Origin of the sequence: Arthrobacter sp. NicSoilC5, assembly GCF_019977395.1 — a bacterium.
In the GTDB taxonomy this organism is placed as follows: domain Bacteria; phylum Actinomycetota; class Actinomycetes; order Actinomycetales; family Micrococcaceae; genus Arthrobacter.
Genome location: NZ_AP024660.1, coordinates 3,528,987 through 3,547,718, shown reverse-complemented (window position 1 = coordinate 3,547,718; position 18,732 = coordinate 3,528,987). Strand labels below are relative to the sequence as shown.

20 protein-coding genes and 1 pseudogene are annotated in these 18,732 nt (G+C 67.9%); 12 read left to right on the top strand and 9 right to left on the bottom strand.

Annotated elements, in window-relative coordinates; genetic code table 11:
* Positions 1-43 precede the first annotated feature (43 nt).
* Together pyrE and LDO22_RS16670 are read right to left on the bottom strand one after the other, a co-directional pair.
* Entirely contained in the window at positions 44-628 is a 585-nt protein-coding gene (pyrE, locus tag LDO22_RS16675) for an orotate phosphoribosyltransferase (RefSeq protein ID WP_224027269.1), read from the bottom strand.
* 48 nt (positions 629-676) lie between these two features.
* A pseudogene (locus LDO22_RS16670) lies at positions 677-1,936 on the bottom strand (FAD-dependent oxidoreductase); the annotation flags it as partial.
* A gap of 76 nt (positions 1,937-2,012) precedes the next feature.
* Between LDO22_RS16670 and nadE the strand changes: the two are divergent.
* Positions 2,013-2,867, top strand: a complete 855-nt coding sequence (gene nadE, locus LDO22_RS16665) for an ammonia-dependent NAD(+) synthetase (RefSeq protein ID WP_159633581.1) — start codon at positions 2,013-2,015, stop codon at positions 2,865-2,867.
* A gap of 89 nt (positions 2,868-2,956) precedes the next feature.
* On the opposite strand, the gene LDO22_RS16660 is transcribed toward nadE, so the two are convergent.
* Positions 2,957-3,754 (bottom strand): IclR family transcriptional regulator, encoded by a 798-nt coding sequence (locus tag LDO22_RS16660; protein ID WP_224027268.1) that lies wholly within the window; start codon positions 3,752-3,754, stop codon positions 2,957-2,959.
* A 161-nt stretch (positions 3,755-3,915) separates the two neighbouring features.
* On the opposite strand from LDO22_RS16660, the gene LDO22_RS16655 reads away from it, so the two are divergent.
* From LDO22_RS16655 to LDO22_RS16640, 4 genes are read left to right on the top strand one after another with little or no spacing between them, the layout of a single operon-like run.
* The gene (locus tag LDO22_RS16655) at positions 3,916-4,632 is read left to right on the top strand and encodes a CoA transferase subunit A (protein WP_224024699.1); all 717 of its coding nucleotides are present in this window, start codon (positions 3,916-3,918) and stop codon (positions 4,630-4,632) included.
* A 53-nt stretch (positions 4,633-4,685) separates the two neighbouring features.
* Entirely contained in the window at positions 4,686-6,125 is a 1,440-nt protein-coding gene (locus LDO22_RS16650) for a TIGR00366 family protein (protein ID WP_224024697.1), read from the top strand.
* A gap of 37 nt (positions 6,126-6,162) precedes the next feature.
* Complete coding sequence (locus LDO22_RS16645) at positions 6,163-6,834, top strand: CoA transferase subunit B (protein ID WP_159633590.1); 672 nt, start codon at positions 6,163-6,165, stop codon at positions 6,832-6,834.
* On the top strand, positions 6,831-8,015 hold the full coding sequence (locus tag LDO22_RS16640; protein ID WP_159633593.1) for an acetyl-CoA acetyltransferase: 1,185 nt from the start codon (positions 6,831-6,833) through the stop codon (positions 8,013-8,015). The genes LDO22_RS16645 and LDO22_RS16640 overlap by 4 nt, the downstream gene beginning before the upstream one ends.
* Positions 8,016-8,141: 126 nt before the next feature.
* Here the strand turns inward: LDO22_RS16640 and LDO22_RS16635 are convergent, their stop codons facing one another.
* Complete coding sequence (locus LDO22_RS16635; protein ID WP_224024695.1) at positions 8,142-8,825, bottom strand: ankyrin repeat domain-containing protein; 684 nt, start codon at positions 8,823-8,825, stop codon at positions 8,142-8,144.
* 10 nt (positions 8,826-8,835) lie between these two features.
* Positions 8,836-9,408: a heme-binding protein gene (locus LDO22_RS16630; protein WP_201302468.1), complete on the bottom strand. Its 573-nt coding sequence runs from the start codon at positions 9,406-9,408 to the stop codon at positions 8,836-8,838.
* A 197-nt stretch (positions 9,409-9,605) separates the two neighbouring features.
* On the opposite strand from LDO22_RS16630, the gene LDO22_RS16625 reads away from it, so the two are divergent.
* The 5 genes from LDO22_RS16625 to LDO22_RS16605 all read left to right on the top strand — a co-directional run bounded on the left by LDO22_RS16625 (position 9,606) and on the right by LDO22_RS16605 (position 13,087).
* Positions 9,606-10,835: a histidine kinase gene (locus LDO22_RS16625; protein WP_224024693.1), complete on the top strand. Its 1,230-nt coding sequence runs from the start codon at positions 9,606-9,608 to the stop codon at positions 10,833-10,835.
* Entirely contained in the window at positions 10,832-11,458 is a 627-nt protein-coding gene (locus LDO22_RS16620; RefSeq protein WP_224024691.1) for a response regulator transcription factor, read from the top strand. Before LDO22_RS16625 ends, LDO22_RS16620 begins: the two co-directional genes overlap by 4 nt.
* 132 nt (positions 11,459-11,590) lie before the next feature.
* Complete coding sequence (locus LDO22_RS16615) at positions 11,591-11,794, top strand: cold-shock protein (RefSeq protein WP_009357211.1); 204 nt, start codon at positions 11,591-11,593, stop codon at positions 11,792-11,794.
* Between the two features lie 121 nt (positions 11,795-11,915).
* Positions 11,916-12,251 carry a hypothetical protein gene (locus LDO22_RS16610; RefSeq protein WP_224024689.1) on the top strand — a complete coding sequence of 112 codons (336 nt, stop codon included), beginning with the start codon at positions 11,916-11,918 and terminating at the stop codon, positions 12,249-12,251.
* Between the two features lie 50 nt (positions 12,252-12,301).
* Positions 12,302-13,087 (top strand): MerR family transcriptional regulator, encoded by a 786-nt coding sequence (locus LDO22_RS16605; protein ID WP_224024687.1) that lies wholly within the window; start codon positions 12,302-12,304, stop codon positions 13,085-13,087.
* A gap of 33 nt (positions 13,088-13,120) precedes the next feature.
* Here LDO22_RS16605 and LDO22_RS16600 read toward each other — a convergent pair whose 3' ends face one another.
* The 4 genes from LDO22_RS16600 to LDO22_RS16585 form a co-directional block, all read right to left on the bottom strand.
* Entirely contained in the window at positions 13,121-13,789 is a 669-nt protein-coding gene (locus LDO22_RS16600) for a DedA family protein (protein ID WP_159633609.1), read from the bottom strand.
* A gap of 119 nt (positions 13,790-13,908) precedes the next feature.
* Positions 13,909-14,685, bottom strand: a complete 777-nt coding sequence (locus LDO22_RS16595) for an enoyl-CoA hydratase (RefSeq protein ID WP_224024685.1) — start codon at positions 14,683-14,685, stop codon at positions 13,909-13,911.
* On the bottom strand, positions 14,682-15,704 hold the full coding sequence (gene mmsB / locus LDO22_RS16590) for a 3-hydroxyisobutyrate dehydrogenase (RefSeq protein ID WP_224024683.1): 1,023 nt from the start codon (positions 15,702-15,704) through the stop codon (positions 14,682-14,684). The genes LDO22_RS16595 and mmsB overlap by 4 nt, the downstream gene beginning before the upstream one ends.
* Positions 15,697-16,821 carry an enoyl-CoA hydratase/isomerase family protein gene (locus LDO22_RS16585; RefSeq protein ID WP_224024681.1) on the bottom strand — a complete coding sequence of 375 codons (1,125 nt, stop codon included), beginning with the start codon at positions 16,819-16,821 and terminating at the stop codon, positions 15,697-15,699. Before LDO22_RS16585 ends, mmsB begins: the two co-directional genes overlap by 8 nt.
* 160 nt (positions 16,822-16,981) lie before the next feature.
* Between LDO22_RS16585 and LDO22_RS16580 the strand changes: the two genes are divergently transcribed.
* Positions 16,982-17,788 (top strand): exodeoxyribonuclease III, encoded by an 807-nt coding sequence (locus tag LDO22_RS16580; RefSeq protein ID WP_159633621.1) that lies wholly within the window; start codon positions 16,982-16,984, stop codon positions 17,786-17,788.
* A gap of 34 nt (positions 17,789-17,822) precedes the next feature.
* Positions 17,823-18,713, top strand: a complete 891-nt coding sequence (locus LDO22_RS16575) for a hypothetical protein (RefSeq protein WP_224024678.1) — start codon at positions 17,823-17,825, stop codon at positions 18,711-18,713.
* Positions 18,714-18,732 lie beyond the last annotated feature (19 nt).

The window sequence follows — 18,732 nt, the reverse complement described above, 5'->3', positions numbered from 1 at the left end:
CCGGCCGCCGGAGCCGGCCGCCGGGGCCGGCCCCGTCACGGGACTAGTCCAGGCCCAGCTCGTCCTTGCCGAATGCGAACAGGTAGGGAACGCCGGTTTCGGCTTCGATCTTTTCCTTGGCGCCGGTATCGCGGTCCACGATCACGGCAACGGCCACGACGTTGCCGCTGGCTTTCCGGACGCCTTCCACTGCGGTCAGCGCGGAGCCGCCTGTGGTGGACGTGTCTTCCAGGACCAGCACCTTGCGGCCCTCAACGGACGGCCCTTCCACCTGGCGGCCCATGCCGTAGGACTTCTGGGCCTTCCGGACCACGAACGCGTCAACTTTCCGGCCGGCGTCAGCGGCAGCGTGCATCACTGCAGTGCCGACGGGGTCGGCACCCATGGTGAGCCCGCCGGCGCACTCGAAGTCGATGCCGGCGTCGTCCGCCAGTGCCAGCATTACCTGGCCCACCAGCTTGGACGCCTCATGGTGCAGGGTGATGCGGCGCAGGTCGATGTAGTAATCGGCCTCGGCTCCGCTGGAGAGGATCACCTTGCCGCGGACCACGGCAAGTTCCTTGATCAGTTCGAGCAGTCGGGCGCGGGCAGCCGCGGTGTCTACCGCAGTGTCAGTGGGCGAAGTCATGGCCCCAAGTTTAGTGGGTGGCGGGACGGTGAGCGGGCGGGCGAAGCCGGGCGCGTGCTCGGGGCGCGGCCCGATCGCAATGACCCGGGGCAGGACACGCTTGACCACGGGGTTGTGGCGGAGGATGAAGAAAAGCAGGCGCTGGATGGAGAACGGCCTCCGGTCACCCACCCGGGCCAGCATGTCGCCGGACAGTGTGCCCGCGAAGAGCGGAACGAACACCACCCGGTGCATGACCCGCTGCACCGCCTGGACCAGCACCGTGGGCATGCGGCGGCGGCGCTGGATGGAAGCAAGGGTCCTGGTCCGCACGCGCCCTTGGCGCAAATCAGGGGCCAGGCGTTCCGCGGCTGCCACCGCGTCCTGGATGGCCAGGTTGATGCCCACCCCGCCCGCGGGGGACATCGCGTGCGCGGCGTCCCCAATGCAGAGAAAACCGTCGACGTACCAGCGCCGCAGCCGGTTCAGCCTGACGTCCAGCCAGTGCAGGTCCGCCAGGCTGCGGATGGAATCAACGCGGTCGGCGAGGTCGGGGCGCAGCGCTGCCACCCGCTGGCGGAAGTGTTCCACGCCGTCTTCCCGGATTTTGGCATCCGAGCCCTTGGGGGCCAGGTATCCCATCTGGTAGTAGTCGGTGCGGTTGAGGGCGATCAGGGCATCGCGGTCCCCCAGGGCGGGGACCACCCCGGCGACTTCGCCGCGCTCGGCGGCGCGGCGCGGGATTTTGAACCACCAGGTGTCAAAGGGCACCGGGTACTCCTTCGCCCGCATCCCGGCCGCCTGTCGCAGCACTGAATGCCTGCCGTCCGCGGCCACTACGACGTCGGCGTGCAGCACCTGTTCCGGGCCCTCCGCGCCGCCGGCGGTGGACCGGAAGCGCACTCCGGTGACGCGTCCGCCGTCGAACTCCAGGCCGGTGGCTTCCGTTTCCATGAGCAGGGTGAACGTCGGTTCCGCGGCGGCGGCCGAGGCGAGGAAATCCAGGAAGTCCCACTGGGGCATCATGGCCACGTAGTTGTACGGGGGCTTCAGGGAGTCAAAAGCCGCCAGCGTGACCAGCCCGCTGCCGGGGACCGGGACAGCGACGTTGCTCAGCCTGCTCTGCGGGAGGGCCCGGAATCCGGCGCCCAGGCCCAGTTCGTCGATCAGCCGGATGGTGGACGCATGCACGGTGTCGCCACGGAAATCCCGCAGGAAATCACGGTGCTTTTCCAGGACTGCCACATGCACTCCGGCCCGTGCCAGCAGCAGCCCCAGCATCATTCCTGCCGGGCCCCCGCCCACCACGGCGCATCCCGTCCGCTCCATGCACCTAAGCTACGCCGCCCAGGGCCCTGACCGGAACAGTTGAGGGTTGTTGACAGCGCTGGCTAGGCTGGACACCATGCGCGAACTCCAGGCCAAGATCATTGAAGAAATGGGCGTTCAGCCCCGGATCGATCCCGCAGGGGAGGTGCGCAAACGCGTCACATTCCTCAAGGAATACTTGAAGGCCACCCACACCAAAGGCTTTGTCCTGGGCATCTCCGGCGGACTTGATTCCTCGCTCGCCGGAAGACTGGCCCAGCTGGCGGTTGATGAGCTTGAGGCCGAGGGCGTAGAGGCCAACTTCGTTGCAGTCCGCCTGCCCTACGGCGTGCAGCACGATGAGGAAGACGCCCAGGCGGCGCTGGACTTCATCAAGGCCAAGACCGAATGGACGTTCAACATCTCGGCGGCGGTGGATGGTTTCGAGGACGAGTTCGAGAAGACCGTGGGCTCGGAGATCTCCGACTTCCACAAGGGAAACACCAAGGCCCGCACCCGGATGATCGCCCAGTATGCGCTGGCCGGCGAGTTCAACTACCTGGTGCTCGGCACCGACCACGGCGCGGAGTCCGTCACGGGCTTCTTCACCAAGTACGGCGACGGCGGGGCTGACATCCTTCCCCTGTTCGGCCTCAACAAGCGGCAGAACCGGGCCCTCCTGGCGGAACTGGGTGCACCGGCGCGCGTGTGGGAAAAGGTGCCCACGGCAGACCTGCTCGACGACCGGCCGGGCCGCACCGACGAGGACGAACTGGGCATCAGCTACGACCAGATCGACGACTACCTCGAAGGCCGCGAGGTCCCGGACGCGGTGGCCGAATCCATCGAGCAGAAGTATCTCCGGACCCGCCACAAGCGCACCGTGCCGGTGACCATCTTTGACACGTGGTGGAAGGGCGAAGGGCCCGTGGAGCCCCGCGCCGGGCTGTAGGCAGGAATTCCCCACCTTTTGGGGTACGACGGCGGGGTCACCGGACAGGTGGACCCGCCGTCGTCGTATCCCGGCACAGCCGTGGCGGCTCAGCGGGCCCGGCGCCCGCCGTCGGCGCGTCCGCCCAGCTGCTGTGTAATCCTGTGGGCCTCCGCCATCAGCAGGCCACCCAGCTCCTCCTGCCGTTCGGCCTTGAACCGCGGTTCAATGCCGGTCAGTGACAACGCCCAGGCGGGCCGCCCTGAACGGTCGAACACCGCCGCGCCCATCCCCCAGCTTCCCTCCAGGACCAGCCCCGGGTTCACCGAGTAGCCGGCCAGCCTGGTGCGGGCAAGGTTCTTCCGGACCAGGTCAGCCGTGTGGTTCACCGCGAAGGCCCCCGCATGCTCCGGCCACCGGCCCAGCAACTCTTCCTGCTCATTCGTTGGCAGGAAGGCCAGGATGGCTGTCCCGGCTGACGCGACGCCCAGCGGGAAGCGGACGCCCTCATGCAGGACAAAAGACCGGACAGGGAAGCTGCCCTCCTCACGCAGGAGGCACACCGTCTCATTGCCCCGGCGGATGGAGAAGAAGGCGCTCTCCCCCGTGGCCTGGGCCAGCCGGCGCAGGCTGGGCCGGGCGATGTCCTCCATGGGAAACCGTGCCGAGGCCACCGATCCCATCAGGAGGATTTCCGGACCCAGGACCCAATTGCCCGTGACGGGATCATGGTCCAGCAAGCCCTCCGCGGCGAGCGATGTCAGGAGCCTGTGGGCCGTTGGGCGCGTGAGGCCTGATTCCCGGACCAGGGCCGCGAGGGGCATCCCCTCCGAGCCGCGGCCCACCAGCCGCAGCAGTTCCGCGATCCGCGCCACCACCTGGGCACCCTGCACCGGCGTCGATGCCATCACTTCCCCTTTGTCCACAATATGGATGCTTTTCACCCTACTGTCCATACTGTAAGGCACAAACGAGTGATTCTTGACACGTTCTGCCGGGCGCCCGTAGTCTCCAAACTCAGATCCCAAGCGTCCACTAAGTGGACTACCGCGCTCAACGAGGAGACGTCATGAAGAAACTCCAGGCTTCTGCCGCCACGGCCCTGGAAGGGTCCCTGCAGGACGGCATCACCCTCGCCGTCGGCGGGTTCGGCTTGAGCGGCATCCCGGCCGACCTCATCGAAGCCGTCCGGGATTCCGGCGTGCGGGACCTCACTGTGGTCTCCAACAACATGGGTGTGGACGGCAAGGGGCTGGGCATCCTCATCGAGGCGGGCCAGGTCCGCAAGGTGATCGCCTCCTACGTTGGGGAAAACAAGCTGTTCGCCGAGCAGTACCTCGCCGGCAAGCTTGAGGTGGAGTTCACCCCGCAGGGCACCCTGGCTGAGCGCCTCCGCGCCGGCGGCGCAGGAATCCCGGCTTTCTACACCAAGACCGGGGTGGGCACCCTGGTGGCCGAAGGCAAGCCGCACGAGGTCTTCGACGGCGAAACATACGTCCAGGAGCGGGCCATCCGCGCCGACGTCGCACTGGTCCACGCCCACACCGCGGACACCGATGGCAACCTCGTCTACCGCTACACGGCCCGCAACTTCAACCCGGTGGTGGCCACGGCCGGGATCCTGACCGTTGCAGAGGCGGAAGTGATCGTGGAGCCCGGCGACCTGGACCCGAACCACATCGCCACCCCGGGCGTCTTTGTCCAGCGGCTGGTGCAGGCCACAGACCGGGTCAAGGACATCGAGCAGCGCACCGTCCGGCCGCGCACCGGCCTTGTCCCGGCCTGACCGGACCCACGCCAGCCCCTTAAACACAGTACTCAATGGAGAGAAACACCCTCATGACCAGCACGCAGACCACCCACCAGGACGTCCGCCAGAAGGGTTTGGCCCGGATGGCTGAAACGCTGGCCGGGTGGACGCAGAAGTGGTTCCCGGACGCCTATATCTTTGCCCTGGCGGGCGTGCTGCTGGTGGCCATCGCGGCCCTGGCCATCGGCGCCTCACCCAAGGCTGTGGTCGATTCGTTCGGCAACGGGTTCTGGGACCTCACGGCCTTCACCCTGCAGATGGCCATGGTGGTACTGACCGGCTACGTCGTGGCAACCTCGCCGCCCGTGGCCAGGCTGATTGAGCGGCTGGCCCAGGTTCCCGGCTCCGCCCGCTCCGCCGTCAGCTTCGTGGCGGTCCTGTCCATGTCCGTCTCGTTCGTGAACTGGGGCCTGAGCCTGATCTTCGGCGGCCTCCTGGCGCGGGCCGTGGCCCGGCGCAAGGACCTGCACGTGGACTACCGGGCACTGGGCGCCGCGGCCTTCATGGGGCTGGGTGCCGTCTGGGCCCTGGGCATGTCCTCCTCCGCCGCCCAGCTACAGGCAACCAAGGCCTCCATTCCGCCGGCGCTGCTGAAGATCACCGGCGTCCTGGATTTCGGGACCACCATTTTCACCTGGCAGTCCCTGCTGACCCTGGCCATCCTGATGCTGCTGACCACGGTCATCGCGCACTTCTCGGCCCCGACGGGAGCCGGCGTGAAGACGGCGGCCGATCTCGGCGTCGACCTTGATGACCAGCCCGAACCGCCGGCCGAAAAGTCCCGGCCCGGCGAATGGCTGGAATACAGCAGGGTCCTGCCCATCCTGGCCGGCGTGCTGACCCTGGGCTGGCTGGTGTCCCAGCTGCTGACCCTGCCCATCCTCAGCGTGGTCAGTTCACTCAACGGATACCTGCTGGTCTTCCTGATGCTGGGGCTGGTGCTGCACGGCACCCCACGCAAATTCCTGCAGTCGGTCACCAAGGCCGTACCCGCCACGGCAGGAATCCTGGTGCAGTTTCCGCTGTATGCAGCGATGGCCGCCATCCTCACCAAGGCCCAGGGGGCCGGTGGCCTGTCGGTGTCCGAACACCTGGCACACTTCTTCACCAGCATCGGCGGCAACGGGGCATTCGCCGTCATCATCGCCATCTATACGGCCATCCTGGGCATGTTCGTCCCGTCCGGCGGCGGAAAGTGGCTGGTGGAGGCGCCCTACGTCATGCAGTCCGCCACGGACGTGAACATGAACCTTGGCTGGACCGTGCAGATCTACAACATGGCCGAGGCCCTGCCCAACCTCGTCAACCCGTTCTTCATGCTCCCGCTGCTCGCGGTGCTGGGCCTGCGGGCCCGGGACCTGGTGGGCTTCACGTTCCAGCAGTTCCTGTTCCACCTGCCGGTGGTGCTGCTGCTCGCGTGGCTGCTGGGCATGACGTTCGAGTTCGTGCCGCCGGTAATACCCAACTAAGTCAACGGGAACAGCTACAAGACCAAGGAGAAACCCCATGGGATGGACCAGGGATGAAATGGCTGCCATCGCGGCCGAGGAACTGAACGACGGCGACTACGTGAACCTGGGGATCGGCATCCCCACGCTGGTGGCCAACAACCTGCCCGACGGCGTGCGGGTGGTCCTGCAGAGCGAGAACGGCCTGCTGGGCATGGGCCCCTTCCCCTACGAGGGCGAGGAGGACGCGGACCTGATCAACGCCGGCAAGCAGACCGTCACGGTCCTGCCCGGCGGCAGCATCTTCGATTCCGCCACCTCGTTCGGCATGATCCGCGGCGGACACGTCAAGGTGGCCATCCTGGGCGCCATGCAGGTCTCCGGCAACGGCGACCTGGCCAACTGGACCATCCCGGGAAAGATGGTTAAAGGCATGGGCGGCGCCATGGACCTGGTGGCCGGGACCCCGCGCGTCGTGGTCCTCACCGAGCACAACGCCAAGGACGGCAGCGCAAAGATTGTGCGCGAGTGCACGCTGCCGCTGACCGGGCTCAGCTGCGTGGACCGGATCATCAGCGACCTCGCCGTCTTCGATCTGCACAAGGCGGACGACGGCGGCCGGCAGCTCACCCTGACCCGGCTGGCTCCGGGGGTCACCGTGGACGAGATCCGGGAAAAGACCGAAGCCGGCTTTGAGGTCCGGCTCGAGAATGAGGAAGTGGCGGCATGAGCCTGAAGGAACAGTTCGGCAAGGATGTCCTGCTCACCGGCTGGGGACACAGCCGATTCGGCAAGCTGACGGAGGAGACCCTCGAGTCCCTGATCGTCCAGGTGGCCACCGAAGCGATCGGCAATGCCGGAATCGACCCCGGGCAGATCGACGAGATCTACGTGGGCCAGTTCAACTCCGGCATGATGCCGCTGGCGTTCCCGTCCTCGCTGGCCCTGCAGGTCTCCCCGGCCCTGGCCAACGTGCCCTCCACCCGGGTGGAAAACGCCTGCGCCTCGGGGTCGGCCGCCTTCCAGCAGGGCACCAAGTCGCTGCTGGCCGGCACCGCGAAAACCGTCCTGGTGATCGGCGCCGAGAAGATGACCCACGCCGGTGCAGACGTGGTGGGCGCCGCCCTGCTCGGCGCTGACTACGACATGGCCGGCAAGCCCTCCACCACCGGCTTCACCGGACTTTTCGCCGAGGTCGCGAAGCACTACGAAAAGCGGCACGGACCTGTTTCCGACGTACTGGGCAGCATCGCGGCCAAGAACCACCGCAACGGCGTCGACAACCCGTATGCCCAGCTCCGGAAGGATCTTGGCGAGGAATTCTGCCGCACCGTCTCGGACAGGAACCCCATGGTGGCGGACCCGCTGCGCCGCACCGACTGTTCGCCCGTCTCCGACGGTGCGGCCGCCGTCGTGCTGTCCGTCTCCCCCACCGGCGGCGCCACCGCCCCGGTCCGGCTCGCGGGCTTCGGTCAGGCCAACGACTTTTTCCCCGCCGACCGCAGGGACCCCACCGCCTTCGCCGCCACCCGCGCGTCCTGGCAGCTGGCGCTGGGGATGGCGGGCGTCGGCCTGGCGGACCTGGACTTCGCCGAGGTGCATGACTGCTTCACCATCGCCGAGCTGCTCATGTACGAGGCCATCGGCCTGGCCGAACCCGGCCAGGGGGCCAGGGCAGTAAACGAAGGCTGGGTCTTCAAGGACGGCAAGCTTCCCATCAACGTCTCCGGCGGCCTGAAGGCCAAGGGCCACCCGGTGGGTGCCACCGGCGTTTCCCAGCACGTCATCGCCGCCATGCAGCTCACCGGTACTGCGGGCGACATGCAGCTCCCGGCGCCACGGCGGGCGGCTGTGCAGAACATGGGCGGCGTGGGCATCGCGAACTATGTGAGCGTGCTGGAAGCGGTCTGAGCTGACAGCCCGCTGAATCTCCCCGGATTCAAAGCCCGACGGCGGCGCGTCGCACCAAGAGTGCGGCGCGCCGCCGTCGTTAACCGGCAAAGGTGGGCAAGCCCGGCGGTCCGGCACCCCGACCGGCTAACCCTGGCCGCGTATCACGGCGGCTATCCCTGAAAAGCCGAGCCGCTCAGCGTTCTGCAGCGCCGTCCGGCCTTCCGGGTCGCGGATTCGGGGGTCTGCGCCGGCCGCCAGCAGCAGCCGCACCACCTCCTGCTGGCGCGGGCCGCCGTCGTTGAGCAGGATGGCCTCCTGCATGGCGGTCCAGCCAAGGTTGTTGACATGGTTGACAGGCACTCCGGCGTTGATGAGGATCGTCACTGTTTCCACGTGTCCGTGCTCGCTGGCCGGGATCAACGCCGTCCCCCCGTAGCGGTTGGTGCTGGTGACGTCTGCCCCGGAGGCCAGCGTCAGCTGCAGGACGTCGTTGAGCCCTTCAGCTCCGGCGAACAGGAACGCAGAGTCCTGGATAGGGTCCTTGGCGTTGACGTTGCCACCCCGGCCGATGAGTTCGGCCACCAACGCGGCGTTGTTGGCTTTGGCGGCCACGATAAGGTCCTGGTCCAGCCTTGCCTGGTCCGCGGGCGTCAGCGCCGGTGGGGACGCAGAGGAGGGCGGCGCGGGCGTCCCGGCACCGGGGCTGACCGAGGCAACGGGCGGCGGGGTATCCACTCCCTGCGGCTGGCCGGGACTGGCCTGGCACGCGGCCAGGAGCAACCCCAGCGCGGCCACGGTCATGAGTGCTGCGGTGCTGCCGGGCCTCAACGCGTCCAGCCTATTTCGCGGCGCCGGCGATGGCCTCCGCGCCTGCCGCCGCGCAGGCTTCATCCAGGGCGCCGTCAGGGGCCCCGCCGACGCCGATGCCGGCCACGGAGACACCGTTGACCTTCAGTGGAACACCGCCTGCGAGAAACAGGGTGCCCGGCAGATCCGCGATGGAGGGACCGTTGCCGTTGACGCGCCTGGCCAACTCGCTGGTGGGGGCACCGAACGCGGCTGCCGTATAGGCCTTCTGCTTTGCCGCCTCGATGGTGTGGGCGGCGGCGTTGTCACCCCGGAGCAAGGCCTGGACAGTACCAAAGCGGTCAACGAGGGCCACCGTGACGAACGGCATCTTGTCGGCCTGGCACTTCGCGAGCGCCGCCGTGACGGCCTGGGCCGAGGCGCCGGCGGCAATGCGGTTTTGCTGCACCACCGTTTCCGGAGCCGGCTGGACATCAACGGCAGGTACGACGACGGGTGCTTCCGTAGTGCCCGCGGTACCGGCGTTGGCGGCAGCCGTTGCTCCGGCAGTGATCATGAGGGCTCCGGCTGCGGCGGCGGCGAGGGCTTTGGTGGACTTCTTCAAGGTGTTTCCTTAGGTCAGGGAGGGATCGTGTTGCCGCTATCCATGCTTTCGGGAAACACCGGACCTGGCATCGGGCCTTCGTCTGGTCCCGGCTCCGACGAAAGGCCAGCCGTATCAGCCAAAAGGCTGAGGCACGGGAGAACCCGTGAGCCCTAGCATGGAAGGCAGCACTTCCCGCCACCAGATCCGGATCCAGCATGCCCGCCAGAAACACCACCCAACACACCGGGCAAGCCCAAGCCGCCGCCGGTCAGGGCGCCGGATCCCGCCGTCCGCTGCTTCCCAATGCCACAGGCCGGCCGGGCAGCATCGAAGCAGCCGTCCACCTGGGCTTCGCCGTCCTCCTGGTGGCCTCGGTGGTCCGCTACGTCATGCGGCATACCCCGGCCGACAATCTCCTGGTCCTGGGGCTCGCCGTTGCCGCTTGCCTGCTCTACGCCGTCGTGGCCCTGCTCTCGGTACAGGACCGCCGCGGAACCCCCTGGATGGTGGCCCTGGTGGCCGTCTGGGCGGTCCTGGTTGTGGCTGCACCGAGTTTCGCGTGGTGTTCCTTCGCTCTTTTCTTCCTCTGCAGGAGCGCCCTGCGCGGTGCCGCGTCCTATGTCCTGGCCGGCGCCATCACACTCGCCACCGCAGCCGGCCTGTTCCGGCTGGGCAACGGTACCGACCTGGCCATGCTTTTGGGGCCCTTGGCCGTGGGCGTTATGCTGACATTGATTTACGACCGGATACAGCACGACGCCGAGGAGCAGCGCCGCCTGCATGCGGACATTTCCCTGGCCCAGGGCCAACTGGCCGCCAGCGAGCGACGGGCGGGCACCATTGCCGAACGGGAGCGGGTGTCGCGGGAAATCCATGACACTGTCACCCAGGGCCTCGCCAGCAGCTTGCTCCTGCTCGAGGCCGCCGGCCGTGGATGGCCCAGTGCAGCAGCCCGTGACGGCCTTCTCCAGGCCACCAGCCTGCTCCGCGCGAACCTGGCGGAGACCCGGAGCCTGGTCCATGAGCTGGCCTCGCCCGGTTTGGAATCGGTTCCCTTGCCGGAGGCACTGCTGGCCACCGCCCGCCAGTACGTTCCCGGGACCACGCTGCTGGTGACCGGTGAGCTGCGGCCGGTCTCCCCTGATGTTCGCCACGCCCTGCTGCGCGTCGTGCAAAGCGCGGCGTCGAACATCCTGCTCCACGCTGCGGCGTCGGCGGCCACGGTAACGCTGGGCTTCCTGCCGGACGCCGTGACCTTGGATATTTACGACGACGGCGCCGGCTTCGATCCGGGGGCGGCGGCTCCGCCGTCGCACACGGGAGGCTACGGGCTGCGGGCCATGCGGCAGCGGGTGGAGCAGCTGGGCGGAACATTCTCCGTGCAGAGCGCCCCCGGCGACGGAACAATCGTGGCGGCGCAGCTGCCGGTGGAGGCGGGCGCATGAACAACATCACCGTCCTGCTGGTGGACGACCACCTGGTAGTCAGGAGCGGACTGCGCGCACTGCTCAGCACGGAGCCGGACATCGAGGTGGTGGCCGAAGCCGCGTCCGGCGAGGATGCCGTGCACCTGGCCCAGGCGTTCTCCCCCGCGGTGGTGGTGATGGACCTTGCCATGGGGCCGGGCATGGATGGGCTCGAAGCGATCAGGCGGATCAGGGACCTCAACGGCCGGCAGGCCATCCTGGTGTTCACCACGTACGACTCCGACGCCGACATCGTCCGCGCCGTGGATGCCGGCGCCATGGGCTACCTGTTGAAGGATGCTGCCCCGGAGGAGATTTTTGCCGCCATCAGGGGGGCGGCCGTGGGCAGAAGCGTGATGAGCCCGCCGGTGGCATCCCGGCTGTTCCAGCAGCTCCGCAATCCCGACGAAGTCCTGACGCCACGGGAGGCCGAGCTGCTGGGCCTCCTCACCGAGGGCCTCAGCAACCGCGAACTCGGCCGGCGGCTTTTTATCTCCGAGGCCACGGTCAAAACCCATCTGGCGCACATCTACGCCAAGCTCGGGGTGGACACCAGGGCGGCCGCCATCGCCACCGCGATCCGGCGCGAGGGCATGCGTTGACGGCACTTTATGGCGCATACCCTTGCACCCAGAGCCTGCGCCCCGTACGTTGGGGTCTGTGGGGGACTAACTCCCGCACACTCCGGGACGATCCCCGGGGAGAGAATCAGAGTCACATGAAGGAATGCAGCCATGGCAACAGGCACAGTTAAATGGTTCAACGCCGAAAAGGGTTTTGGCTTCATTGCCCCCGATGACGGGTCCGCTGACGTATTCGCCCACTACTCGGCAATCGCCACCAGCGGCTACCGCTCACTGGACGAGAACCAGAAGGTCGAATTCGATGTGACCCAGGGCCCCAAGGGCCCGCAGGCAGAGAACATCCGCCCGCTCTAAGTCTTCGGCGGCCTCCGGCATACGCCGGGACCCCATCCAGCGGTTCCTCCAACCCAGGTTGGAGGGGCCGCTGTTTTTGTACCCGGCGTCTCTGGGTTTCCGCATTTGGGATAATTGATTCATGACCGGACAGGACCAGGACAGGGATCCCTGGGAGGAGTTTGACTCCCTTGGCCCCGCAGCGCCGGACCGCGTCCCCGGACAGCCCGGCGGGGAGCCGCATGGCTTCGGGTTCCGGACGGGGGTCCGCAGCGCCCGGGTGGCTGTCGGATTCGCCGTCTACGCGCTGGCCTTGGGGACCATCCTGGCCCTGACCGGGTGCGTCGTCTTCATCAGCCGGCAGCAGTGGCTGCTGCTGGGCCTCATGCTGCTCATCGAGGCCATCTTTGTTTTCGCCTTCACGCGTTTGGTGGCCCAGGCCAGGCGCCGGAGGCCCCACGGCCGGCGGGTTGGGTGACGGTCCGCCGCCCTTGACCTTGACGCAGCGTCAATGCCTAGGCTCGGTGCATGCAGGATTTCCCCGAGGCCGGTGGCAAGGACTGGTCCATCCAGGACGTAGCCAGGCTCGCCGGCACCACCAGCCGCACGCTCCGGCACTATGACCGCATCGGCCTGCTGACGCCCAGCCGGGTGGGCCACAACGGTTACCGGTATTACGACGGCGCCGCCCTCCTTCAGCTCCAGCGCATCCTTTTGCTGCGGGAACTGGGCCTGGGCCTGCCGGCGATCGCGGAGCTCCTTGAGCGCCGGGCGGATCCCGTAGCGGCGCTCAGCCGCCATCTCGACTGGCTCGCGCGGGAGCAGCAGCGGCTGGCCCTGCAGGCCGAATCCGTCCGGCAAACAATCGAAACAGTAAAGGCAGGAGGCCAGCTGATGGCAGAGAACATGTTCCAGGGCTTCGACCACACCGAATACAAGGATGAAGTCCAGGAGCGCTGGGGCAAGGACGCCTACGCCGCATCCGACTCATGGTGGCGCGGCATGGGGGCAGCGGAAAAGCGGGAATGGAAGTCCCGGGCAGAGGGCCTTGCCCGGGACTGGACGGCGGCTGCGGGAGCCGGGGTTCCTGCGGACGGGCCGGAAGCCCGGGAGCTGGCAGGGCGGCACGTGGCGTGGCTGAAGTCCATCCCCGGAACGCCTGCGGCCCAGAGCGGCGGGGATATCCGGGGATACGTCACCGGACTGGCGGACATGTACGTGGAGGACCCCCGTTTCGCCGCGAATTACGGCGGTGTCGAGGGGGCACGCTTCGTCCGGGAGGCCCTGCACAGCTTCGCGGAGACGTACCTCTAGGACACCCGGCCTCCAGGGCACCGGGAGGCGGCCTCAGCGGCGGGCATCCTCCCGCTGGGCCCTGGCCCGCTTGGTCCGCCGGACGACGAGCAGCACCACCGCAACGGCCAATGCGCCATAGACCGCGTAGTTCAGGAACCTGGAGTACTCCTCTATGAGCTGGTACTGCGTGCCCAGGAGGTAGCCCAGCCCGATGAGGGCGCCGTTCCACAGCCCGCTGCCGGCAAGGGTGAAAAGAGTGAATGTTCCCAGCGGCATGGCCGCCGCGCCCGCCGGCAGGGAGATCAGGCTGCGGACCCCGGGCAGCAGGCGGCCGAAGAAAATGGACGATCTGCCGTGCCGCCGGAACCAGCCCGCCGCGTGCTCGAAGTCTTCCCGGTCCACCAGCGGCAGCTTGGACAACCCTCGGATGGACCGGTCAAGCCCCAGCTTTGCCCCCAGCAGGTAGAGCAGCAGCGCCCCCAGATACGCACCAAGGGTACTGGTGGCAAAGACGAGGAAGAGATTCAGGGAGCCCTGCTTGGCCAGATAGCCCGCAAGCGGCAGGATCACCTCGCTGGGGATGGGCGGCACCACGGTCTCCGCCAGGGTAAACGCCCCGACACCCCACTCCCCCAGCGTGTCGATGGACCTCGCCGCAAAGCCTACGATGCCCGTAAGTCCCTCGGTGGGGCTGGCTGCACCGGTGATCATCGTCCACATACGCCTACCCCGTTCCGCTGCATGACGTGGCCGCGTGCTGGCCCGTACTGTCTACCTTACGGGGACCGGCGGACGCATGCCGTGCCGGCCCCGCCCGGCAGGGCATGCATGGGCCCGGACTAGCGGTGCTTGAATTCCGGCTGCCGCTTCCCGCTGAACGCCGCCATGCCTTCCTTCTGGTCCTCCGTGGCGAACAGGGAGTGGAAGAGCCGCCGTTCAAACACCACCCCCTGGGCCAGCCCCGTTTCGAAGGCAGCATTCACGGCTTCCTTCGCTGCCATCGCCGCAGGCTTTGACTTCCCGGCGATCACCCCGGCTGCCGTGAGTGCCTCGGACACCACGTCTGCCGCCGGAACCACCCGGGAGACCAGCCCGCACCGCTCTGCTTCCTCCGCGTCGATGAACCGGCCGGTGAGGATCATGTCCATGGCCTTGGCCTTGCCCACGGCCCGCGTGAGGCGCTGCGAGCCGCCCATGCCGGGGAGCACGCCCAGGTTGATTTCCGGCTGCCCGAACTTGGCGTTGTCCCCCGCGATGATCAGGTCGCACATCATGGCCAGTTCGCAGCCGCCGCCCAGGGCAAAGCCGGATACCGCGGCGATGGTGGGGATCCGCAGGCGGGTGAAGTCTTCCCAGCCCCGGAACCAGTCCGCCACGTACATGTCCATGTAGCCCTGGTCCGCCATCTCCTTGATGTCGGCGCCCGCGGCGAAGGCCTTGCCCGAACCGGTAATCACGACGGCGCCGACCCCGGGATCGGAATTCATGGCGGTCACGGCGGCCACCAGCTCTTCCATGGTGGCCTTGTTCAGCGCGTTCAGTGCCGAGGGCCTGTTGAGGGTCACCAGCCCTACCCTGCCCTGCTGCTCCACCAGGATGTTGGCGTACTCCGTCATTCGGGACTCCCGTCGTCGTGTGCTGTTGTGGCCCTGCGCCGGTCCGGCAACTCCGTGCCGTGCTCCGCTGCGGGACCGTCGCCGGCCTGCCGCTCCGATGCGCCGCGGATTTCGGTGATGATGGCGGAAAAGTCGCGGCCCGCGCCGCCCTCCGCGGCAAACCTATCGTAGATCCGGGCCGCGAGCGCTCCCATCTGACCTGCCACCCCGGTACTGTCGAGCGCGTTGACGGCCAGGTTGAGGTCCTTGGCCATGAGGGCCGAAGCGAATCCCGGCTGGTAGTCCCTGTTGGCGGGGCTGGTGGGGACCGGCCCTGGCACGGGACAGTTGGTGGTCAGCGCCCAGCACTGCCCTGACGCGGCGGACGCGACGTCGAACAGGGCCTGGTGCGTCAGGCCCAGCTTTTCCCCCAGCACGAAAGCCTCGCTGACTGCGATCATCGAGACGCCCAGGATCATGTTGTTGCAGATTTTGGCGGCCTGGCCCGCTCCATGGGCACCACAGTGCACCGCCCGCTTGCCCATCACCTCCAGGAGCGGCCGCACTGCCTCGAAGTCCTCCGCCTCACCGCCGGCCATGAAGGTCAAGGTGCCTGCCTCCGCGCCCACCACGCCGCCGGAAACGGGGGCATCGACGGAACGGTGGCCCGCTTCGATGGCCAGGCGGGCTGCTTCCCGCGCCTCTTCCACATTGATGGTTGAGCAGTCCAGGAACATGGTCCCGGGCCGCGCGGCAGCCAGCAGCCCGGGTTCCTCCGGTTGTCCAGGATTTCCAGCGCCGCCCCGGTAGGCGTCCAGGACGTGCCGGCCGCTGGGGAACATGGTCAGCACCACGTCGGCGCCCGCCGTCGCATCGACCGCGCTGGTCGCCACCGGAACACCCTGTGCCCGGGCAGCCTCCACGGCTGCCGGCACCACGTCGAACCCGGTCACGCGGTAACCGGCACGGACCAGGTTCACGGCCATGGGACCGCCCATGTGTCCAAGGCCCAAAAAGGCCACACTGCCCTTTTCAGGCATGGTCCGCCTCCTTCACTTCCAGGTCCGGCCCGGGCTGCAGGTCCAGTTCCCCGCCGTCCAGCGGCTGGAAGAACCTGTCCATCTGCGCGGGCAGCACCTCGGCCAGCGTGGCCGGCTTCCACTGCGGGTTCCTGTCCTTGTCCACCACCTGGGCGCGGATACCCTCGCGGAAATCAGGGCCGGCCAGGAGGCGGATTCCTACCCGGTATTCCTGGGCCAGGGCCTCATCAAGGGTCAGGTTTGCGGCCCGGCGCAGGGACGCCAGGGTGACCTTGACCGAGGTGGGTGACTTGGCTTCGATGGTGTCCGCCGCGTCCGTGGCATCTTCCTGGCCGGGCCCGGTCCAGGCGCGGAGCCGGGCCACAATTTCCCCGGCATCGTCGCTGGCGTAGCAGGCATCGATCCAGTCCCGATGCCCGGACAGGGCCGAGGCCGGAGGCTGTTCGGCGCAGCGGGCGACGGCGGCTTCCGGGCTTTCGTCCTCCAGCGCCGCCACCAGCCGGGGCAGCGCGTGCGAGGGGACGTAATGGTCGGCAAGGCCCAGGAACAGGGCATCCCCTGCGTCCAGGTGTGCCCCGGTCAGGGCCGCATGGGTTCCCGTCTGGCCCGGCGCGCGGGACAGCAGGAAGGTGCCGCCGACGTCGGGGGCGAACCCGATGGTGGTTTCCGGCATCCCCATCCTGGTCCGCTCCGTGACCACGCGGACATTCCCGTGCGCCGAGACACCCACCCCGCCGCCAAGAACCAGGCCGTCCATGAGGGCAACATACGGCTTGGGATACCGGGCAATGAGCGAGTTCACGCGGTACTCGGTCTGCCAGAAGCCGGCGGTCCGGTTTCCGCCGTGCAGCATGTCCCGGTAGATGGCCACGATGTCTCCGCCCGCGCACAGGCCCCGCTCCCCGGCGCCCTGCACCAGGACGGCCGCCACGCCGTCGTCCCCTGCCCATGCGGTGAGCTGCCGCAGGAGCAGGTCCACCATTCCGGCGGTGAGCGCGTTGACCGCCCGTGGCCTGTTGAGGGTGATCACGCCGAGCCGGCCGCGGCGGTCAAAAAGCACTTCCGCGGTTCCGTTTCCTGCCGTGCTGTCCGTGGTGTTGCCCGTAGCTGCCGTCATCGGCTGGTGCTCCTTCGCATGGTGGCCGCACGTGTGATCCAGGTCATTCTGGTGCGAATATACCCGCCGCCTGCTGCCCGGGACCAACCGTGCCCGCGGCGCGGGCGGGGCCTTTCGAGGGCTTTACCTGCCGCGCGGCTGCCAAGGTAAGTTAGGAACCGTGAAGATAGCTACCTGGAATGTGAACTCGCTCCGTGCCCGCGCCGACCGCGTCGAAGCCTGGCTCCAGCGCAGCGACTGCGATGTCCTGGCCATCCAGGAGACCAAGTGCAAGGACGACAACTTTCCGTGGGAACTCTTTGAACGGATGGGCTACGAGGTAGCCCACTTCGGGGTGAACCAGTGGAACGGCGTGGCCATCGCCTCCCGCGTGGGGCTTGAGGACGTGGAACGGACGTTCCTGGACCAGCCCTCGTTCGGCAAGGCCGGCAAGGATCCCGTCCAGGAAGCCCGGGCCATGGCTGCCACGTGCGGCGGCATCCGCGTCTGGAGCCTCTACGTCCCCAACGGCCGCTCCCTGGACGACGAACACATGCCGTACAAGCTCAAGTGGCTGGAAAGCCTTAAGACCCACGCCCAGGGACTGGTGACCGACAACCCCCAGGCGCAGGTGGCGCTGATGGGCGACTGGAACATCGCTCCATTCGACGACGACGTCTGGGACATCGACCTGTTCATCGCCAACCGGTCCACGCACGTCAGCCCGCCCGAGCGTGCGGCGTTCCACGCGTTCGAATCGGCGGGCTTCACCGATGTGGTGCGCCCCTACACCCCGGGCCCGGGCGTCTACACCTACTGGGACTACACCCAGCTGCGGTTCCCCAAGAAGGAGGGCATGCGGATCGACTTCGTCCTGGCCTCCCCCGCGCTGGCGGCCCGCGTCACCGGCGCCTCGATCGACCGCGAGGAACGCAAGGGCAAGGGCGCTTCTGACCACGCACCCGTGCTGGTGGAACTGGCGGACTGATGACTGCACCCTGGACCCTTCCAAGGAGACCGTGATGACGGGAAACCTCTACCGGGGCCAGGCCGGCCTGCCATTTTCCTCCACCCTGCGCGTCTACGAGCCCCTGGAAGCCTTCCCGGAGGAACAACGCCCGGCCATCAAGGCCGCGGGCGCTCAGGCCGTGTCCCGCGCCGCCGTCGAAAACGCGGAACTGCTGGCGTCGCTGGGACGTATCACCCGCACGGGCGGCGATCCGTTCCCCACGGGCCGCACCGACCTGGTGCGAGTCACCACGGCGCCGGAGCCGGAAGGCGGAACGACCGACGACGGTGCTGACGCCGGCACTGAGCCGGTCCTCCTGTATTGCCCCAGCCAGCTTGTCCTGCGCGCCGGGCTGGCCGCGAACGCCCTGATGGAGGGAATCCACGGTCCACTGGCCGAGCTGCTGATTCCGGAGGAGCAGCGGGACCGGCACCAGGAGCGGATCGACCTGGTGAAGGCCCGTGACGGTTCCGTCCGCGTCCATACCCGGGCCTCAACCTGGGGCATCCCGTTCAGCTGGTTCTCGTTGTTCATGGAGTCCGACCGCAAGGATGTGGTGGAAGCCGCCGGGCGCATCCTCACCGTCCGCGTCTGGACGCCCATCACCGACGCCCTGGAGCGGGCCCGCTACGCGGTGGCCAATCTGGCCCTCGCCGCCCCGGACCTGGACATGCTCGATGACCTGGCGCAGCTGACGGAATGGCTTGAACTGTTCCACGTGAACTCCATGGTGGAGCTGGACTACGGCGCCGTGGCGGACAAGGTGTACCCGGACGAGTCCCCCATGGACATCAGGCTGGGCATCGAATGCCTGGCCGAGGGTGACATGACCGGCGCCGCCGCGGCCTACCGGCGGCTGGCCTCACGCTGGATCCCCATCCGGCAGCTGGCCCGCGCGTCGTAACGGTCCCCGGTTCCTGGCT

Excerpts from the sequence above, each read along its gene's own strand:
- pyrE (WP_224027269.1), bottom strand. The coding sequence starts at position 628 with ATGACTTCGCCCACTGACACTGCGGTAGACACCGCGGCTGCCCGCGCC.
- nadE (WP_159633581.1), top strand. The coding sequence starts at position 2,013 with ATGCGCGAACTCCAGGCCAAGATCATTGAAGAAATGGGCGTTCAGCCC.
- LDO22_RS16660 (WP_224027268.1), bottom strand. The coding sequence starts at position 3,754 with ATGGCATCGACGCCGGTGCAGGGTGCCCAGGTGGTGGCGCGGATCGCG.
- LDO22_RS16655 (WP_224024699.1), top strand. The coding sequence starts at position 3,916 with ATGAAGAAACTCCAGGCTTCTGCCGCCACGGCCCTGGAAGGGTCCCTG.
- LDO22_RS16650 (WP_224024697.1), top strand. The coding sequence starts at position 4,686 with ATGACCAGCACGCAGACCACCCACCAGGACGTCCGCCAGAAGGGTTTG.
- LDO22_RS16645 (WP_159633590.1), top strand. The coding sequence starts at position 6,163 with ATGGGATGGACCAGGGATGAAATGGCTGCCATCGCGGCCGAGGAACTG.
- LDO22_RS16640 (WP_159633593.1), top strand. The coding sequence starts at position 6,831 with ATGAGCCTGAAGGAACAGTTCGGCAAGGATGTCCTGCTCACCGGCTGG.
- LDO22_RS16625 (WP_224024693.1), top strand. The coding sequence starts at position 9,606 with ATGCCCGCCAGAAACACCACCCAACACACCGGGCAAGCCCAAGCCGCC.
- LDO22_RS16620 (WP_224024691.1), top strand. The coding sequence starts at position 10,832 with ATGAACAACATCACCGTCCTGCTGGTGGACGACCACCTGGTAGTCAGG.
- LDO22_RS16615 (WP_009357211.1), top strand. The coding sequence starts at position 11,591 with ATGGCAACAGGCACAGTTAAATGGTTCAACGCCGAAAAGGGTTTTGGC.
- LDO22_RS16610 (WP_224024689.1), top strand. The coding sequence starts at position 11,916 with ATGACCGGACAGGACCAGGACAGGGATCCCTGGGAGGAGTTTGACTCC.
- LDO22_RS16605 (WP_224024687.1), top strand. The coding sequence starts at position 12,302 with ATGCAGGATTTCCCCGAGGCCGGTGGCAAGGACTGGTCCATCCAGGAC.
- LDO22_RS16600 (WP_159633609.1), bottom strand. The coding sequence starts at position 13,789 with ATGTGGACGATGATCACCGGTGCAGCCAGCCCCACCGAGGGACTTACG.
- LDO22_RS16595 (WP_224024685.1), bottom strand. The coding sequence starts at position 14,685 with ATGACGGAGTACGCCAACATCCTGGTGGAGCAGCAGGGCAGGGTAGGG.
- mmsB (WP_224024683.1), bottom strand. The coding sequence starts at position 15,704 with ATGCCTGAAAAGGGCAGTGTGGCCTTTTTGGGCCTTGGACACATGGGC.
- LDO22_RS16585 (WP_224024681.1), bottom strand. The coding sequence starts at position 16,821 with ATGACGGCAGCTACGGGCAACACCACGGACAGCACGGCAGGAAACGGA.
- LDO22_RS16575 (WP_224024678.1), top strand. The coding sequence starts at position 17,823 with ATGACGGGAAACCTCTACCGGGGCCAGGCCGGCCTGCCATTTTCCTCC.